The following is a 16905-nucleotide window of genomic DNA, read 5'->3' on the forward strand; positions in this document are numbered from 1 at the left end:
GCTTAACGCTTTTGCTGTACCAGAGTACCCAGCTGCTGCAGGTAGGCTACCAGCGCGTCGATTTCAGTTACGCGACCACCAATAAAAGGCTTGCCGGCATTGGCAATATCTTCATCAGTGTAAGGAACACCGACGGTGCGCATCGCGCGCATTTTTGCCGCAGTGTGCTCACCGGTCACGATATTGTCGAACAGCCACGGGTAAGCCGGCATGATGGATTCCGGTACCACGTTGCGCGGGTCGTACATGTGGGCGCGGTGCCACTCGTCGGAGTAACGACCACCAACACGAGCCAAGTCCGGACCAGTACGCTTGGAGCCCCACAGGAAGGGGTGCTCATACACGGACTCTTGCGCCATGGAGTAGTGGCCATAGCGCTCCACTTCCGCACGCAGAGGACGAATCATCTGCGTGTGGCAAACGTGGCAACCCTCGCGAATGTAGATATCGCGGCCTTCCAGCTCGATGGGACCCAGAGGTTTCAGGCCTGCGATCGGCTCGTTGTTTTCTTTGATAAAGAACTGAGGAACGATTTCAACCAGCGCGCCAAAGCTAATCGCAATGACGGTGAACAAAATCATCCAACCGATGTTTTTTTCTACTAAGTCATGATTCTTCACGATTCAATCCCCCTTAAACACTCTTTGCCACAGGCAGACTTTCATCGCGACCAACCTCGCCTTCTTTCGGCTCATCGGTAACGGTACGGAAGATGTTGTACGCCATCAGCAACATGCCAGAGGTGAAGATTGCACCGCCCAGCCAGCGAACGATGTAGCCCGGCTTACTGGCAATCACACTTTCCACGAAGCTGTAGGTCAGGGTGCCATCGGCGTTAAATGCACGCCACATCAGGCCCTGAGTAATACCGTTCACCCACATGGCGGCGATGTACAGCACGGTGCCGATGGTCGCGAGCCAGAAGTGGGCGTTAACCAGCTTCACGCTGAACATTTCCTTGCGGTTCCACAGAATTGGGACCAAGTGATAAATGGCACCGATAGAAATCATCGCTACCCAACCCAAGGCACCGGAGTGCACGTGGCCAACGGTCCAGTCGGTATTGTGGGACAGTGCGTTAACGGTCTTGATGGACATCATCGGGCCTTCGAAGGTAGACATACCGTAAAAGGACAGAGACACAACCAGAAAGCGCAGGGTCGGATCGGTGCGCAGCTTATGCCATGCACCGGACAGGGTCATGATACCGTTGATCATGCCGCCCCAGGACGGTGCCAGCAGGATAATGGACATGATCATCGCCAGGCTCTGGGTCCAGTCAGGCAGGGCAGAGTAATGCAGGTGGTGGCCACCGGCCCAAACGTAAATAGAGATCAGCGCCCAGAAGTGCACGATGGACAGCTGGTAGGAATATACCGGGCGACCAGCCTGCTTGGGCACGAAGTAATACATGATCCCCAGGAACGCTGCCGTCAGGAAAAAGCCCACCGCATTGTGCCCGTACCACCACTGAATCATGGCATCGGTAGTACCCGCGTACGCAGAGTAGGATTTCCAGGTGCTCACCGGAATGGCGATGCTATTAACGATATGCAAAACGGCAACAGTGATAATGAAGGCACCGAAGAACCAGTTCGCCACATAGATGTGCGAGGTGCGGCGCTTAACAATCGTCCCGAAAAACACCAAACCGTAGGCAATCCAGACCAGCGCAATCAGGATGTCGATCGGCCATTCCAGTTCGGCATATTCTTTTGCAGAAGTGATACCCAGCGGCAAGGTAATCGCCGCAGCGATAATGACGACTTGCCAGCCCCAGAAGGTGAACGGGATCAACCAGCCACCCCAAAGACGGGCCTGACAGGTACGTTGCACCACATAGTAGGAAGTGGCGAACAACACGCTACCACCGAACGCGAAGATAACCGCGTTAGTATGTAGCGGGCGCAGTCGGCCAAAGTGCGTGAATGGCTGCCAAAGGTCATTCAGTGCAGGCCACGCCAGCTGAGCGGCGATCAATACGCCCACACTCATTCCAACAATGCCCCAGACCACCGACATAATGGTGAACTGGCGCACAATGTTGTAGTCATAGTCCGGCAACTTGCCGGCCTCTGCCACCGTTGTCGTCATTGTGTAACTTCCGTTGCTTTTTAAAATTCGCTTCCGTCAAACGTGCAGGATTCGCCAATTAAAGTAGTGGCTATTCCCTTCACGTTAGACCGAGTAGGCACAGGGAAGACGATTTATACGCTGTAATCGCCCTTCCCAACTGATTTAGATCAAGTCACGACCTTTACCCGCGGCAATTCGCAGGCGCAGGGCATTCAATTTGATGAAGCCCTCGGCATCTTTCTGATCGTAGGCGCCGGCATCATCTTCAAAGGTCGCGATACGCTCATCGAACAGGCTGTCGGCCGAGCGACGGCCAACCGCGGTCACGCTGCCTTTATACAGTTTCAGGCGCACTTCGCCGTTAACTACGGACTGGGACTCATCGATTGCCGCCTGCAGCATGCGGCGCTCCGGGGACCACCAGTAACCGTTGTAAATGAGCTTGGCGTAGCGCGGCATCAGTTCATCTTTCAAGTGCGCCACTTCGCGATCCAGAGTGATGGACTCAATGGCGCGGTGTGCTTTCAGCAAAATGGTGCCACCAGGAGTTTCGTAACAGCCGCGGGACTTCATACCCACGTAACGGTTCTCGACGATATCCAGACGGCCAATACCATTGGCGCCACCCAGCTTATTCAGGGTTTCCAGCAGGGTCGCCGGGCTCATGCGCTCGCCGTCGATGGCAACCGGGTCGCCGTTTTCGAATTGCAGCGTAATATAGGTAGCCTTGTCCGGAGCCGCTTCCGGGCTGACACTCCAGCGCCACATATCTTCTTCGGCTTCGGCCCACGGCTCTTCCAGCACACCGCCCTCGTAGGAGATGTGCAGCAGGTTGGCGTCCATGGAGTACGGGGACTTTTTCTTCTTGCCGGAAAAATCCACCGGGATGTTGTGCTGCGCGCAGTATTCCATGAGCTTCTCGCGGGAGTTCAGGTCCCACTCACGCCACGGGGCGATCACCTGAATGCCCGGTTTCAGTGCATAGGCACCCAGCTCGAAGCGCACCTGGTCATTACCTTTACCGGTAGCACCGTGGGAAATCGCATCGGCACCGGTTTCGTTGGCAATCTCGATCAGGCGCTTGGCGATCAGCGGGCGCGCGATAGAGGTACCCAGCAGGTACTCACCTTCATAGATGGTGTTGGCGCGGAACATCGGGAATACATAATCGCGCACGAACTCTTCGCGCAGGTCATCGATGTAGATTTCTTTGACACCCAGGGCTTCCGCCTTGGCGCGCGCGGGCTCTACTTCTTCACCCTGACCGATATCGGCGGTAAAGGTAACGACCTCACATCCATAAGTATCTTGCAGCCAGCGCACGATCACCGAAGTGTCGAGACCACCGGAATACGCCAATACCACCTTGTCGATCTTGCTCATTACTATCCTCTGTACAGTAAGCCCTCAGTCCTGGGCGATGATCCGGACACAACTGCTAACCACAAACGTACCCCCTCAGGAAAATGCGATCACCTGCGGGAAATCTCGTTCTGGGGGGGATTATTTTTGGATGTGTGCCCAGTCGTCGCGGAGAGGCCGCGTTTTTTCGGGGCGGGATTGTAGCGCCTAGAAGGCCCTACGGCCAGCACCATACCGGGCCTCCGCAAATAGTGATTATTGGCAGGCGGAATACGCTGGTCACTTTACACCCAAACTGTGCACCGAAGAGGCATTTACCACAGTTTTCGCAATTTTTTGGCGCTTCGGGTAGCATCGGCGCCGCGTTCAATCCGGGAGGAGATATTCGGTGGATTCCAAACAGCAAATTACCCTGCGAGCACCAGACGACTGGCACATCCATTTGCGCGATGGCGAGGCACTGACCCGCACCGTTGGTGACGCCGCAGACCAGTTCCGCCGAGCGATCATCATGCCGAACCTGGTACCCCCGGTGGTGAATGCGGATGATGCGCTGGCCTATAAAGCGCGCATTGAAGCGGCAGTCCCCGCAGACAACCCGTTCACCCCGCTGATGGTAATCTACCTGACCGACAACACCACTGCCGAAGTAGTCAAGCAGGCCCACGCCGCAGGTGTGGTAGCCGCCAAGCTCTATCCGGCCGGCGCCACCACCAACTCCGACTCCGGCGTTACCGATATCGCCAACATTTACCCGGCGCTGGAAGCGATGCAGGAATGCGGCATGAATCTGCTGCTGCACGGAGAGGTCACCAGCGCGGATATCGATATCTTCGACCGCGAGCGCGTGTTTATCGAGAATATTCTGGGCCCGGTTGTCGACGACTTCCCTACCCTGAAGATCGTGCTCGAACATATCACCACATCGCACGCCGTTGAGTTTGTCAGCCAGGCCCGCGAGGGCATCGCCGCGACCATTACCGCGCACCACTTGCTGTACAATCGCAATCACATGCTGGTGGGCGGTATCCGCCCTCACTATTACTGTCTGCCGATTCTCAAGCGCAACTCACATCAGACGGCGCTGATTGAGGCGGCTACCAGTGGCAGTCCCAAGTTTTTCCTGGGCACAGATTCCGCCCCACATATTCAGGGGAAGAAGGAAAGCTCCTGTGGGTGCGCCGGCTGTTACACCGCGTTCAGTGCCATCGAGCTCTACGCCGAAGCCTTCGAACGCGCCGGTAAACTCGACAAACTGGAAGGCTTTGCCAGTGAATTCGGCCCGGACTTCTACGGCCTGCCGCGCAACTCCGATACCATTACCCTGGTACGCGAGCCGTGGACCCTGCCCTCCGGCCTGCAAATGGGTGACGACGCACTGATCCCGCTGGCCGCCGGCGAAACGTTGAATTGGCGCCGGGTTTGATCCCGGTTGCCGCCCGCTAATTTGTGATTGATTAAGACTTCAGGATTCCCGTGACACCAGCAGAAACGCCCTCCGGCCCCAAAAGCCTCCTGGCACAACGATTCCGGGGATTCCTTCCGATCGTCCTGGATCTGGAAACGGCGGGCTTCAACGCTCGCACCGATGCCCTGCTGGAAGTTTCTGCGGTCATCCTGAATATGGATGAATCCGGCACCCTGTTTGCGGAAGAGACCCACAGTTTCCATATCGAGCCCTTTGAAGGTGCCAATATCGAACAGTCTGCACTGGACTTTATCGGTGTGGACCTGGATTCGCCGGACCGTGACGCCTGGCCCGAAGAGATCGCCCTGCCCGAACTGTTCCGGCATATCCGTCGCGCCATCAAGGCACACAGCTGCACCCGCGCAATCATGGTTGCGCACAACGCCCACTTCGATCTCGGGTTTATCAATGCCGCGGTGGCCCGCTGTGGCCTGAAGCGCAACCCATTTCACCCCTTCTCGTGCCTGGATACCGCAACTCTGGCCGGACTTGCCTATGGCCAAACCGTGTTAGCCAAAGCCTGTCAGACCGCCGGAATCCCCTTCGACAACAGCAGCGCCCACTCCGCGGAATACGATGCGGAGAAAACCGCCGAGCTCTTCTGTGGCATCGTTAATCGCTGGCGCGACCTGGGCGGCTGGCCGCTGGCCGATGCGCCCGTCGACGGTGACGGAGACGCCGGAGAAGAAGGCGACACCGCCGACACCTGAGCAACCCCTGAGCAACCATTGTCGCAGGCTCACTGCACCTCATACCTTAGTCGTATGTCGCCGTTAAAATCCCGCCGCTAGGCTGGAGCGCTAACAACGAAATTAGGGTGAGTACGATGAACATTTCCTCCCTCCGCAAGTATCTGGCAGCGCCGCTCGGGCTGTCCTTGCTGCTAAGCGGCAACGCAATCGCCGGCACCTGGCAAAAAGATGTGGCGATTGGCGGATTCGAAAACGTACACATCTACACTCCAGAAACCACTTCCCCCATCGGCAATGGCCGCTCCTTGCTGGTGCTATTGCACGGGTGCGTGCAGCCCATCGACAATTACCTGGATGCCAACCTGGAGCGCGCCGCCGATGAATTTGGCATGGTGATCGCCCTGCCCGACGCGGCAAACAAGGCCGGCTTTAGCTGCTGGTCCTACTGGCAGGGTGAGCGCTCCCGTACGGCGGGGGACTACAAGAACTTGATCGAGCTGGCCTCGAGCCTGGGCAGCGACAGCGACCAAGGCATCGACCCCAATCAGGTTTACATCGCGGGCGTCTCTTCCGGCGCCGTTTTTGCCAACACTACCGCCTGCCTCGCGCCAGACGTGTTTGCCGGCATGGGTGTCAGTGCCGGCCCCAGCATTGGCACCAGCCCCAAGGGTGCACTCGGTTTTTGTGAGACCGCCGATGTGGCAAATCGATGCGCGACCTATGCGGGTGAGTTCGATACACACTTTGCCACCCAGATCACTTCTGTGGCGCACGGCACCGAAGACTCCACCGTGGATCACTGCTACAACGCGCAGAATGCGGAGGGAATGGCAGATCTCTACGGGGTAGAAAAGGTCCCAAGCACCAACACTTACTCAGAGGGTGACCGCACCGCGAGTGAAACCCTGTGGGAAGACGGACGTGTATCCATGGTCTGGCTGAATGAAGTCGGGCACGCCTGGGCGGGTGGCGAAGGTGCGGAGGGGCGCTTCATCAGTTCAGATGGCGTGAGCTATGCCCGCTACCTCGGCAAGTTCTTCTCTGAAAACAACAAGCGCGTACAACCTGACTGAACGCCGATTCCGTGGGGCTGCACCCGCAGCCCCACCTTCCCCACCCCCGAATTCTTTGACATACGACCGATGTTTCACACAGAGGTTACCCCTGCCGCCAACCCATACCTAAGTCGGATATGCACTGTTATGGGGCCCCGCTAGTCTCGTATCGCTTCCTATAAAAATATAAAGGTGAAAGCGATGACAATAACAAAAGAGAGAAAACTCCTGGGCGCGAGCCTGGGGCTATCCATGCTACTCGGCGCAGGTACAGTATACGCGGGTAGCTGGCAACAGAATGTGGCCATCGGTGGCTTCAACCGAGTGCACATTTACACCCCCGATTCCGTATCCCCCATCGGCAACGGAAAATCCCTGCTGGTGGTGCTGCATGGCTGCACACAGTCCATTGATGCCTACCTGACCGCGAACTTGGAAGATGCGGCAGAAGAATACGGCATGGTGGTTGCGGTTCCCGATGCAGTAAACAAGGCCGGCTTTAGCTGCTGGTCGTATTGGCAAGGAGCACGCACACGCACCGCGGGAGACTATGCCAACCTGATCAATCTGGCCAATACCATGACTGGCGACGCCGCGCGTAACATTGACGCGGATCAGGTGTATATCGCCGGACTATCGTCTGGCGCTGCATTTGCCAACACAACCGCCTGTATCGCCCCCGACATCTTCGCCGGTATGGGTATCAGTGCCGGCCCCAGTATTGGCACCAGCTCCAATGGCGCCATCGGTAGTTGTGAGACCGCCAACGTCACCAGCCGCTGTAATTCCTATGCCGGCAGCTATGCGAGCCACTTCGACACCCAAATAGCCTCCATCGCCCACGGCACCAGCGACACCACCGTCGACGACTGCTACAACCGGCAGAATGCCGAAGGCATGGCCGGCGTGTATGGCGTTAGCGAACTGTCTGGCACCAACACCTATACCGACAATGGACGCACCGCCGCGGAAACCCTGTGGCAAGACTCAAGAGTATCCATGCTGTGGCTGAATGGAGTGGATCACGCCTGGTCCGGCGGACAGGGCGCCAGCGGTAGCTATGTGAACGGCAACGGAATTAACTACGGCCGCTATCTCGGCCAGTACTTTGCCGACAACAACCAGCGCGTTGACCGCAACCAGGGGCCGGAGCTCAGCAACATTGCTGTGACGTCCAGCGGTAGCCTGATCACGGTGAGCGGTACTGCAATAGACGCGGAAGGCAGTGTGAGCAGTGTTGACGCCACTTTTGAGGGCCCTGCCAGTGACTCCGTGAGTGGTACTGTTGATGCCAGTGGTTATTTCTCCCTAAGCAGCATGACGCTGGTGGATGGGCTGTACGAGGTATCCATTTCCGCAACGGACAACGAGGGTGCGGCAAGCGAAAGCTACGTATCCACTGTTCGTGTTGGTCCCGCGCCTCCTCCCACCGCTCCCGAGCTCAGTGACTTGGCAGCGGCGGTAGATGGCCAGTGTGTCACCGTAACCGGCACCGTGGTCGATCAGAACTTGGACCTGGATAACGTGAGTATTGCCTTCAGCAATGGCAATATCGCCGCAGGCGTAACAGGTACAACCTTTTCCGGCCAACAGTGTGGTTTGCCCGGCGGCCAGGGCAGCGCCACCGTAACCGCATCCGACTTAAGCGGTCTCAGCAGCAGTGCCAGCGTAAGCTTCGTCGCTGATGCCGGTGTTACCGCTACTCTGGATGAGCACATTGCGGCGACGCGTCTGGACTACACCAACTACGCCAACTGTTATCTGGAGTACAGCACCGCCGCATTCCGCCTGGATGAGAAGTCAGTGGGTGGCGGCATGTGCCAGTGGCAGGATAACGATGCCTCGTGCAACGGGCCTCAGCAAGCCTGTTCCACCGGTGGCAGCAGTTCAGGCAGCAGTAGCTCTTCCAGTAGCAGTTCCTCCAGCAGCTCCTCCAGCAGTTCTGGCGGTAGCGGTAGTTCCGGCGGCAGCAGCTCTTCGAGTAGCAGCTCCTCCAGCTCCTCCAGCTCTTCTAGCAGCTCTAGCGGCGGCAGTGGCAGTAGCAGCAGTGGTGGCGGTGAGCATGCATGTACCGAGTACACCGCCAATAACTACAGCCATGTGACAGCCGGGCGCGCTACCACCAGTGGCGGCTACGTCTATGCACTCGGTTCTGGCGACAACCTCGGTCTGTACAACATCTTTTTTACCACCACCTTGGCTGAAACCGGACCGGACTATTACGAACAGGGCAACTGCCCCTGAGCAATAGCTGAGTAGTCCCAAATAACGGAGAAAAAGGCCTGAGAAATCAGGCCTTTAACGTTTCTGGGGCAGGGAAAGCTGTAGCAGACTTAGCCGCTTCGTACACCATTTAAACAGATGAGCGTACTGGCGGGTGATTTTTTGCACAAAATGCGGTATTATCTGCCGTTCATGCATAAAAAGTGGAAAGAATAGTGGCTAAAAAAGCATCTGGCGCTAACAAACGCAGTAAGGAAGCTGTTTCTACAGAGTCGCGCGAAGCCATCGAAGCTCAGGTACAAGCCTTCTTGGCCAATGGCGGCGAAATTGAACAGGTACCCAAGGGCGTCAGCGGCCAGACCAACACCTCTGGTCCCAAGCACATCACATTGGGCAAAAAGCCGCGCAGCTAATCCTGCCCTTGCCTCATCAGCTTTCCGCCGGCGTGTAAGAAAAACCAGCGGAGGCCTGATCCGTCACTAACGGCGAGGCAAGGAGACACAAAAAAGGCGGGGTTAGCCCCGCCTTTTTTGTGTCTGTCTTTTCCGCGTGACTACGGCATTTCATCCAGGTCCGCACCCTCTTTCACCGGCGGCATCAGGTCTTCCTTGCTGATATTCATCGCCATCAAGGTGTTTGCGGCAACGTACACAGAAGAGAAGGTACCGATAATCACACCGACAATCAGTGCCAGGGAGAAGTTGTGGATCAACTCACCCCCGAAGAACTGCAGAGCCCAGAGCACCAGCAAAGTGGTGAAGGACGTCATGAAGGTACGGCTCAGGGTCTGGCTCATGGAGATATTAATCACCTCGGCAGGCTCCGCCTGACGCACCTTGCGGAAGTTCTCGCGTATGCGGTCATACACCACGATGGTGTCATTAATCGAGTAACCAATCACCGCCAGCACCGCAGCCAGTACGGTTAAGTCGAAGTCGAGCTGCAGGATCGCGAAGAAGCCAAGCACAATAATCACGTCGTGGATCAAGGCGACCACCGCACCAATGGCGAACTTGTACTGGAAGCGTAGGGCCACATACGCCATCACCACTGCCAGCGCAAACAGCATCCCCAGGCCACCATCGTCGCGCAGCTCTTCACCAATTTTCGGCCCCACCATTTCCACACGACGCAGGTCGACACCACCATCACTACCCTGACGCAGCACGCCAACAACCTTGTCGCCAATGGAGTTGGTTGCTTCTGCGTCACGGGCGTTCTGTTGCGTCTGCTGCTGAGCAACTTCCGGTGGCAGCTTGATCAGTAGCTCGCTGTCGGAGCCAAAGCGCACCACTTCGGCACCGTCATAGCCCGCTTGTTGCAGCTGACTGCGTACATCGGCGATCTGTGGTGCATTCTGATAGCCCACTTCAATCTGGGTACCACCGGTAAAGTCCAGGCCGAGTTTCAGACCATTCATCGCCAGTGCAATCACTGACGCAATCACCAGGACAAAAGACATGGCTGCGGCAACTTTGCGCCAGCGCATGAAGTCGTACACGCGCTTGCCCATGTACTCGGTGATTTTTCCGTTCTCTTCTTTGGTATTACTACTCATCACCGTCCCCTTAAATCCACAGTTTCTGAACACGGCGGCCGCCGTAGAACAGGTTGATCAACGCGCGGGTACCCATGATGGCACTGAACATGGAAGTCAGAATACCGATCGACAGGGTTACTGCGAAGCCCTGCACAGGCCCGGAGCCAATGGCATACAGAATGACCGCGACAATCAGGGTGGTGAGGTTGGCGTCGACAATGGCGCTGTAGGCGTTGTCAAAGCCCGCATTAATGGCCGATTGTGGCGGCAAGCCATTGCGCAATTCCTCCCGTATCCTCGAGAAGATCAACACGTTGGCATCCACCGCCATACCGATGGTCAGTACCATACCCGCGATACCCGGCAAGGTCAGAGTGGCGCCTAGAATCGACATCACCGCTACCAGCAGGATCAAGTTGGTTGCCAGGGCGATATTCGCAGCCAAACCAAATACGCGGTAGAAGATCAGCATACACAGCACAACGGCCGCCAGGCCGATCTGTACCGAAGTCACGCCGACCTTGATGTTATCCGCACCCAGGGACGGGCCGATTACACGCTCTTCGACAAAGTACATGGGGGCAGCGAGTGCACCAGAACGCAGCAGCAGAGCCAGCTCCTGTGCTTCCGCGGGACTTCCCAGACCGGTGGTACGGAACTGTCGGCCGAGGGGGCTCTGCACAGTGGCAAGACTGATGATCTTCTTATCATCGGTGCGCACCTGAACGGTGACTTCATTGCCCTCTGCGTCAACTTGGGTCTCCGGGGTAAAGCGGCTCTCTACGAACAGCGTACCCATGCGGCGGCCAACATTTTTCCAGGTAGCGCGGTGCATCAACTCGCCACCGCGAGAGTCCAGGGTGATATTTACCTGTGGGAAGCCGCTCTCATCGTAACCAACCCGAGCGTCGGTAACGCGCTCACCGGAAATAATGAGTTTGCGCTCGAGCCAGGCTCCACCGTAGGCCGCACGCTCCTGCTCATTACGGAATTCGAAATATTCTTTATTGGTGACCAGGGCATCCTGGCGCGCTTCCATACGGTATTCCAGGTTGGCAGTCTTACCGATGATACGCTTGGCTTCCGCGGTGTCCTGAACACCGGGCAGCTCTACCACGATACGGTTGCGGCCCTGACGCTGTACGATCGGCTCGGCCACACCCAGCTCATTCACACGATTGCGCAGGGTGGTGAGGTTCTGGGTAACCGCATAGTCTTCGAGTTGCTTGATCTCCTGGTCGGCCAGGGTTGCGCGGATCTCAAGATTGCTGCCGCCACCAGTTTCGGTCAGCTGCAGGGTGGGAAACTCACTGCGCAGAGTACGCATACCCAGAGTACGCAACTCATCACTACGGAAACGAGCCACAATTTCACGATCATTTTCCAACTCCACACTGCGGTAACGCGCTTTGGCTGCGCGCAGCTTGGACTTCACGTCGGAAACATAACCTTCCATATTGGTTTTAACGATGGAGTTGGTATCCACTTCCATCAGGAAGTGCACACCACCGGCCAGGTCGAGACCCAGCTTCATCGGGCTCGCCCCCAGATTACTCAACCACTCTGGAGTGGTGGGCGCCAGGTTCAGTGCCACCACGTAGTCGCTATGGCCGAGCGCCTCCTGAATAGCGCGCTTGGCTGGCAGCTGCTCTTCGATGGACTTCAGACGCAGCAGTACAGACTTGTCCTGTACCTCTCCGCCGAAATACGCGATTCCCGCGTCATCCAAGGATTTCTGGGCTTCACTGAGTACATTCTGATCAATTTTCAGGGCACTGGACTGACCGGAGATCTGTACGGCCGGATCCGGGCGATACAGATTCGGGGAGGCGTACAGCAACCCCAATCCGACGATGATCAGAATCAGGATATATTTCCAGAGTGGGAAGCGATTCATGCTGTTCTCATTGTTGGAATGGCCCGTTGTCGGGCACGTTTTTTTGGTAACTAACGATATGCGGCCCCCGCGCCCAAATACAAGGCGCGAGCGCTACCGTACAGAATTGCGAGCTGATTATACGGGGATCATCAGGTGGCACAAATTGCCGCCCGGCAATTTAGTCCAGCGGGGGCACCGGACGCCCCAATCCCGCATAGAAAGACGCCACATACTCCTCGAGGGTACCCGCCGCAATGGCATCGCGTAACCGTTGCATCAGGCGCTGATAGTGTCGCAGGTTGTGGATCGTATTCAGCTGGGAACCGAGAATCTCGCCGCATTTGTCCAGATGGTGCAGGTAGCTGCGGGAGAAGTTCTCACAGGTGTAGCAATCACACCCTTCCTCCAGTGGCCCAGTGTCGTGGCGGTGCTTGGCATTGCGAATCTTGACCACACCCTCGAAGGTAAACAGGTGTCCGTTGCGGGCATTGCGCGTCGGCATCACGCAATCAAACATATCCACACCCCGGCGTACGCCTTCCACCAGGTCTTCCGGCTTACCCACACCCATCAGATAACGCGGCTTGTCCGCCGGCATCTTGTGCGCCAGATGATCGAGAACCTTGATCATCTCCTCTTTTGGCTCGCCTACGGAGAGCCCCCCAATGGCGTAGCCATCAAAGCCAATATCGGTAAGCCCGGCAAGGGACACGTCCCGCAACTCGGGATACATACCACCCTGGACGATGCCAAACAGCGCCGACGGGCTATCCCCATGGGCGTCTTTAGAGCGCTTGGCCCAGCGCAGGGACAACTCCATGGACTTGCGCGCTTCGTCCGTGGTCGCCGGATATGGAGTGCACTCGTCAAAGATCATCACCACGTCGGAACCCAGGTCCTTCTGTACCTGCATCGACTCTTCGGGACCAACAAATACCGGGCTGCCATCTACCGGCGACTTGAAGGAAACCCCCTCCTCGCTGATCTTGCGCATCTTGCCAAGGCTGAATACCTGAAAGCCTCCGGAATCGGTGAGTATAGGGCCCTTCCACTGCATAAACTCATGCAGGCTACCGTGGGCCTTGATCACCTCGGTACCCGGTCGCAGCATCAGGTGGAAAGTATTGCCGAGAATGATGTGAGCACCAATGTCCTCAACATCACGCGGTAGCATCCCTTTTACGGTGCCATAGGTTCCAACAGGCATAAATGCCGGGGTTTCCACCGTGCCACGAGGAAAATGCAGCCGCCCCCGACGGGCCTTGCCGTCGGTGGTATCCAGCTCAAACTTCATAAAACATTCGCGGCTCAAGGCTTTCTCCTCATCCAAAACCACTTAATTCAAACTCTGTGTGGAACTCAGTCGTCCGCTTGCCCAGCGCCCACCTCAGCGGGATCGACTGCCGGGTTGCGTTCAATCAGCATCGCGTCGCCATAACTGAAGAAACGATACTCTTCGGCAACCGCCTGTCGGTAGGCATTCATCGCGTTGTTGTAACCGGCAAACGCACTCACCAGCATCAACAGGGTCGATTCCGGCAAATGAAAATTGGTGATCAAGCGATCCACCACGCGGAAGTCATAGCCGGGATAAATGAAGATCTCGGTCTCGCCCTGAGTCGGCTTGAGCTGGCCGCTGACCGCGGCACTTTCCAGCGCGCGCACACTCGTCGTACCAACGGCAATTACCTTGCCTCCACGAGCACGGCAGGCTTTCACCGCATCACACACCTCAGCAGACACATCCAGTATTTCACTGTGCATCTTGTGCGTGTTGATATCATCCACTCGCACCGGCTGGAAGGTGCCGGCGCCCACATGCAGGGTAACGAATGCAGTATCCACACCCTTGTCCCGCAACGACTGAATCATCTCGTCATCAAAATGCAGACCAGCGGTCGGCGCTGCTACTGCACCCGCGTTACGACTGTATACCGTCTGGTAGCGGTCTTTGTCCGTTTCCGTATCTTCACGGTCGATATACGGCGGCAAAGGCATATGTCCCTGGCGCTCAAGTACAGGGAGCACCCCTTCGGCGGGAAACTCCAATTCGAACAGCGCGTCGTGGCGTGCAACCATCGACAGACGGGAGCCGTCCTCGAGAAAAATTTCACTGCCAGGCTTGGGCGATTTACTGGAGCGGATATGTGCCAGTGCACGATGCTCGTCGAGCACGCGCTCAATCAGGATCTCAAGTTTACCGCCGCTCGCTTTCTGGCCAAAAAGACGTGCCGGAATCACACGGGTATCGTTGAATACCAGCAAATCCCCGGGCGCAATCAGATCCGGTAACTCCGCAAATTGGCGGTGACCCAGCGCCCCGGTTGTGCCATCCAGACACAAAAGGCGACTGCCGCGGCGCTCCGCTGTGGGCGCCTTTGCGATCAGCGATTCGGGCAAATCAAAATAAAAGTCCTGGCGTTGCATCAGTTCAGTCTAGGCATTAATCAATCGGCCGCGAAGAGTAACGGAAACCACTTCCACAGCCAAATTTGGTTGACCATCCACAACTCATCGCTATAATCATCGTCCTTTCCTGACCGACCTTTATGGCGGTTAGTGAAACTGCCAGAGTGGTGAAATTGGTAGACACAGGGGATTCAAAATCCCCCGCCTTAACGGGTGTGCCGGTTCGAGTCCGGCCTCTGGTACCAAACAAAAAAGCCCTGATTGCGCGAGCAGTCAGGGCTTTTTTGTTTGGTAATGGAAGCCGGCGAGCCCGGTACTCGGTTCGACCAACCGCGCCAGCGGTTGGGACGCCGCCAGGCGCCCGCAGAGGCACATCGACGTAGCCGATGTGATCAGTCCGGCCTCGGGCCAGTGTCACAACATCCTATATATTTCTTCATCACCCACGCTCCCCTCAACTGAATCAACTATTAGCTAAGGTGCACTTGCTGCAAGGCCGGTGACCTACACTGGGTGTCGAGCTGCGCTCGCCATCGCTGCGCGACGCCTTTCGGCGCCCGTGCCTTCGCACCTTTGGTGCGGCCGGGGTCGCGCACGACCGCTCACATGGCAGCGCTTTGCGCTGCGTGGTAGTGGCAGTAGCTCACCGTATCCCAAATAAAAAAAGGGCCACCCAAATGGGTGGCCCTTTTTTTATTTAGAAGCCTGACGATGACCTACTCTCACATGGGGAATCCCCACACTACCATCGGCGATGTTGCGTTTCACTTCTGAGTTCGGCAAGGGATCAGGTGGTTCCACAACTCTATGGTCGTCAGGCAAACTGGCTTGGGTTGGACTGGTCTTATGAGCTTTCTGCTCTGCGCTGCCTGTTATCGCTGTTTGCCTCGGTCTTGCGACCGGCGATAACCCCAAATAAGTCGGTAAAACATTCTGTAGTAATACACCGCAAGAACGTATGTCTCTTCTTGCGCACAATCCACTGATCATCCGATCAGTAATCGTTAGTAACCATCTCTGTTGTATGGTCAAGCCGCACGGGCAATTAGTACTGGTTAGCTCAACGCCTCACAACGCTTCCACACCCAGCCTATCAACGTGGTAGTCTTCCACGGCCCTTTAGGACTCTCAAGGAGTCAGGGAAATCTAATCTTGAAGGAGGCTTCCCGCTTAGATGCTTTCAGCGGTTATCCCGTCCGAACATAGCTACCGGGCAATGCCACTGGCGTGACAACCCGAACACCAGAGGTTCGTTCACTCCGGTCCTCTCGTACTAGGAGCAACTCTTCTCAAATTTCCAACGCCCACGGCAGATAGGGACCGAACTGTCTCACGACGTTCTAAACCCAGCTCGCGTACCACTTTAAATGGCGAACAGCCATACCCTTGGGACCGGCTTCAGCCCCAGGATGTGATGAGCCGACATCGAGGTGCCAAACACCGCCGTCGATGTGAACTCTTGGGCGGTATCAGCCTGTTATCCCCGGAGTACCTTTTATCCGTTGAGCGATGGCCCTTCCATACAGAACCACCGGATCACTATGACCTACTTTCGTACCTGCTCGTCATGTCTGACTCGCAGTCAAGCGCACTTATACCATTATGCTCATTGCATGATTTCCGACCATGCTGAGTGCACCTTCGTACTCCTCCGTTACTCTTTGGGAGGAGACCGCCCCAGTCAAACTACCCACCATACACTGTCCTCGATCCGGATAACGGACCAGAGTTAGAACCTCAAACATACCAGGGTGGTATTTCAAGGATGGCTCCACTGCAACTAGCGTCACAGTTTCAAAGCCTCCCACCTATCCTACACAAATAGGCTCAAAGTTCAGTGCAAAGCTGTAGTAAAGGTTCACGGGGTCTTTCCGTCTAGCCGCGGGTACACTGCATCTTAACAGCGATTTCAATTTCACTGAGTCTCTGGTGGAGACAGCGTGGCCATCGTTACGCCATTCGTGCAGGTCGGAACTTACCCGACAAGGAATTTCGCTACCTTAGGACCGTTATAGTTACGGCCGCCGTTTACCGGGGCTTCGATCAAGAGCTTCGCCGAAGCTAACCCCATCAATTAACCTTCCGGCACCGGGCAGGCGTCACACCCTATACGTCCACTTACGTGTTTGCAGAGTGCTATGTTTTTAATAAACAGTCGCAGCCACCTGGTCACTTCGACCGGCCTCAGCTTAGGGAGCAAG

The 16905-nt window shown here is 56.5% G+C and carries 12 protein-coding genes, 1 tRNA gene and 2 rRNA genes (1 of these 15 cut by a window edge); 6 read left to right on the top strand and 9 right to left on the bottom strand.

Annotated elements, in window-relative coordinates:
* Window positions 1-2: 2 nt before the first annotated feature.
* The 3 genes from ccoO to Mag101_RS12010 all read right to left on the bottom strand — a co-directional run bounded on the left by ccoO (window position 3) and on the right by Mag101_RS12010 (window position 3459).
* Window positions 3-620: a cytochrome-c oxidase, cbb3-type subunit II gene (gene ccoO, locus Mag101_RS12000; RefSeq protein ID WP_077405279.1), complete on the bottom strand. Its 618-nt coding sequence runs from the start codon at window positions 618-620 to the stop codon at window positions 3-5.
* Between the two features lie 13 nt (window positions 621-633).
* Entirely contained in the window at window positions 634-2094 is a 1461-nt protein-coding gene (ccoN, locus tag Mag101_RS12005) for a cytochrome-c oxidase, cbb3-type subunit I (protein ID WP_077405282.1), read from the bottom strand.
* A 144-nt stretch (window positions 2095-2238) separates the two neighbouring features.
* Window positions 2239-3459, bottom strand: coding sequence for an argininosuccinate synthase (locus tag Mag101_RS12010; RefSeq protein WP_077405285.1), 1221 nt, complete (start codon window positions 3457-3459; stop codon window positions 2239-2241).
* Between the two features lie 367 nt (window positions 3460-3826).
* Here Mag101_RS12010 and pyrC point away from each other — a divergent pair, with 367 nt between their 5' ends.
* From pyrC to Mag101_RS12035, 5 genes are all read left to right on the top strand, one after another.
* Complete coding sequence (gene pyrC, locus Mag101_RS12015; RefSeq protein ID WP_077405288.1) at window positions 3827-4864, top strand: dihydroorotase; 1038 nt, start codon at window positions 3827-3829, stop codon at window positions 4862-4864.
* 50 nt (window positions 4865-4914) lie between these two features.
* A complete protein-coding gene (gene rnt, locus Mag101_RS12020; RefSeq protein WP_077405291.1) occupies window positions 4915-5616 on the top strand; it encodes a ribonuclease T in 702 nt (233 codons plus the stop codon).
* Window positions 5617-5732: 116 nt separating this feature from the next.
* Window positions 5733-6671, top strand: coding sequence for an alpha/beta hydrolase family esterase (locus tag Mag101_RS12025; protein ID WP_077405294.1), 939 nt, complete (start codon window positions 5733-5735; stop codon window positions 6669-6671).
* A gap of 183 nt (window positions 6672-6854) precedes the next feature.
* The gene (locus tag Mag101_RS12030) at window positions 6855-8897 is read left to right on the top strand and encodes an alpha/beta hydrolase family esterase (RefSeq protein ID WP_077405297.1); all 2043 of its coding nucleotides are present in this window, start codon (window positions 6855-6857) and stop codon (window positions 8895-8897) included.
* A gap of 194 nt (window positions 8898-9091) precedes the next feature.
* Window positions 9092-9289 carry a hypothetical protein gene (locus Mag101_RS12035; protein WP_077405300.1) on the top strand — a complete coding sequence of 66 codons (198 nt, stop codon included), beginning with the start codon at window positions 9092-9094 and terminating at the stop codon, window positions 9287-9289.
* A gap of 140 nt (window positions 9290-9429) precedes the next feature.
* Here the strand turns inward: Mag101_RS12035 and secF are convergent, their stop codons facing one another.
* The 4 genes from secF to queA form a co-directional block, all read right to left on the bottom strand.
* Window positions 9430-10434, bottom strand: a complete 1005-nt coding sequence (secF, locus tag Mag101_RS12040) for a protein translocase subunit SecF (protein WP_077405303.1) — start codon at window positions 10432-10434, stop codon at window positions 9430-9432.
* Between the two features lie 10 nt (window positions 10435-10444).
* The gene (gene secD, locus Mag101_RS12045; RefSeq protein WP_077405306.1) at window positions 10445-12313 is read right to left on the bottom strand and encodes a protein translocase subunit SecD; all 1869 of its coding nucleotides are present in this window, start codon (window positions 12311-12313) and stop codon (window positions 10445-10447) included.
* A 160-nt stretch (window positions 12314-12473) separates the two neighbouring features.
* The gene (tgt, locus tag Mag101_RS12050; protein ID WP_077408281.1) at window positions 12474-13607 is read right to left on the bottom strand and encodes a tRNA guanosine(34) transglycosylase Tgt; all 1134 of its coding nucleotides are present in this window, start codon (window positions 13605-13607) and stop codon (window positions 12474-12476) included.
* 47 nt (window positions 13608-13654) lie between these two features.
* Window positions 13655-14722: a tRNA preQ1(34) S-adenosylmethionine ribosyltransferase-isomerase QueA gene (gene queA / locus Mag101_RS12055; RefSeq protein WP_077405309.1), complete on the bottom strand. Its 1068-nt coding sequence runs from the start codon at window positions 14720-14722 to the stop codon at window positions 13655-13657.
* A gap of 140 nt (window positions 14723-14862) precedes the next feature.
* On the opposite strand from queA, the gene Mag101_RS12060 reads away from it, so the two are divergent.
* Window positions 14863-14949: transfer RNA gene (locus Mag101_RS12060), tRNA-Leu, on the top strand.
* 458 nt (window positions 14950-15407) lie between these two features.
* On the opposite strand, the gene rrf is transcribed toward Mag101_RS12060, so the two are convergent.
* Both rrf and Mag101_RS12070 read right to left on the bottom strand, forming a co-directional pair.
* A 5S ribosomal RNA gene (gene rrf, locus Mag101_RS12065) occupies window positions 15408-15523 on the bottom strand.
* Between the two features lie 205 nt (window positions 15524-15728).
* A 23S ribosomal RNA gene (locus Mag101_RS12070) occupies window positions 15729-16905 on the bottom strand (it continues 1708 nt past the right edge of the window).

The sequence above is a fragment of the Microbulbifer agarilyticus genome, from assembly GCF_001999945.1.
Lineage (GTDB): Bacteria > Pseudomonadota > Gammaproteobacteria > Pseudomonadales > Cellvibrionaceae > Microbulbifer > Microbulbifer agarilyticus_A.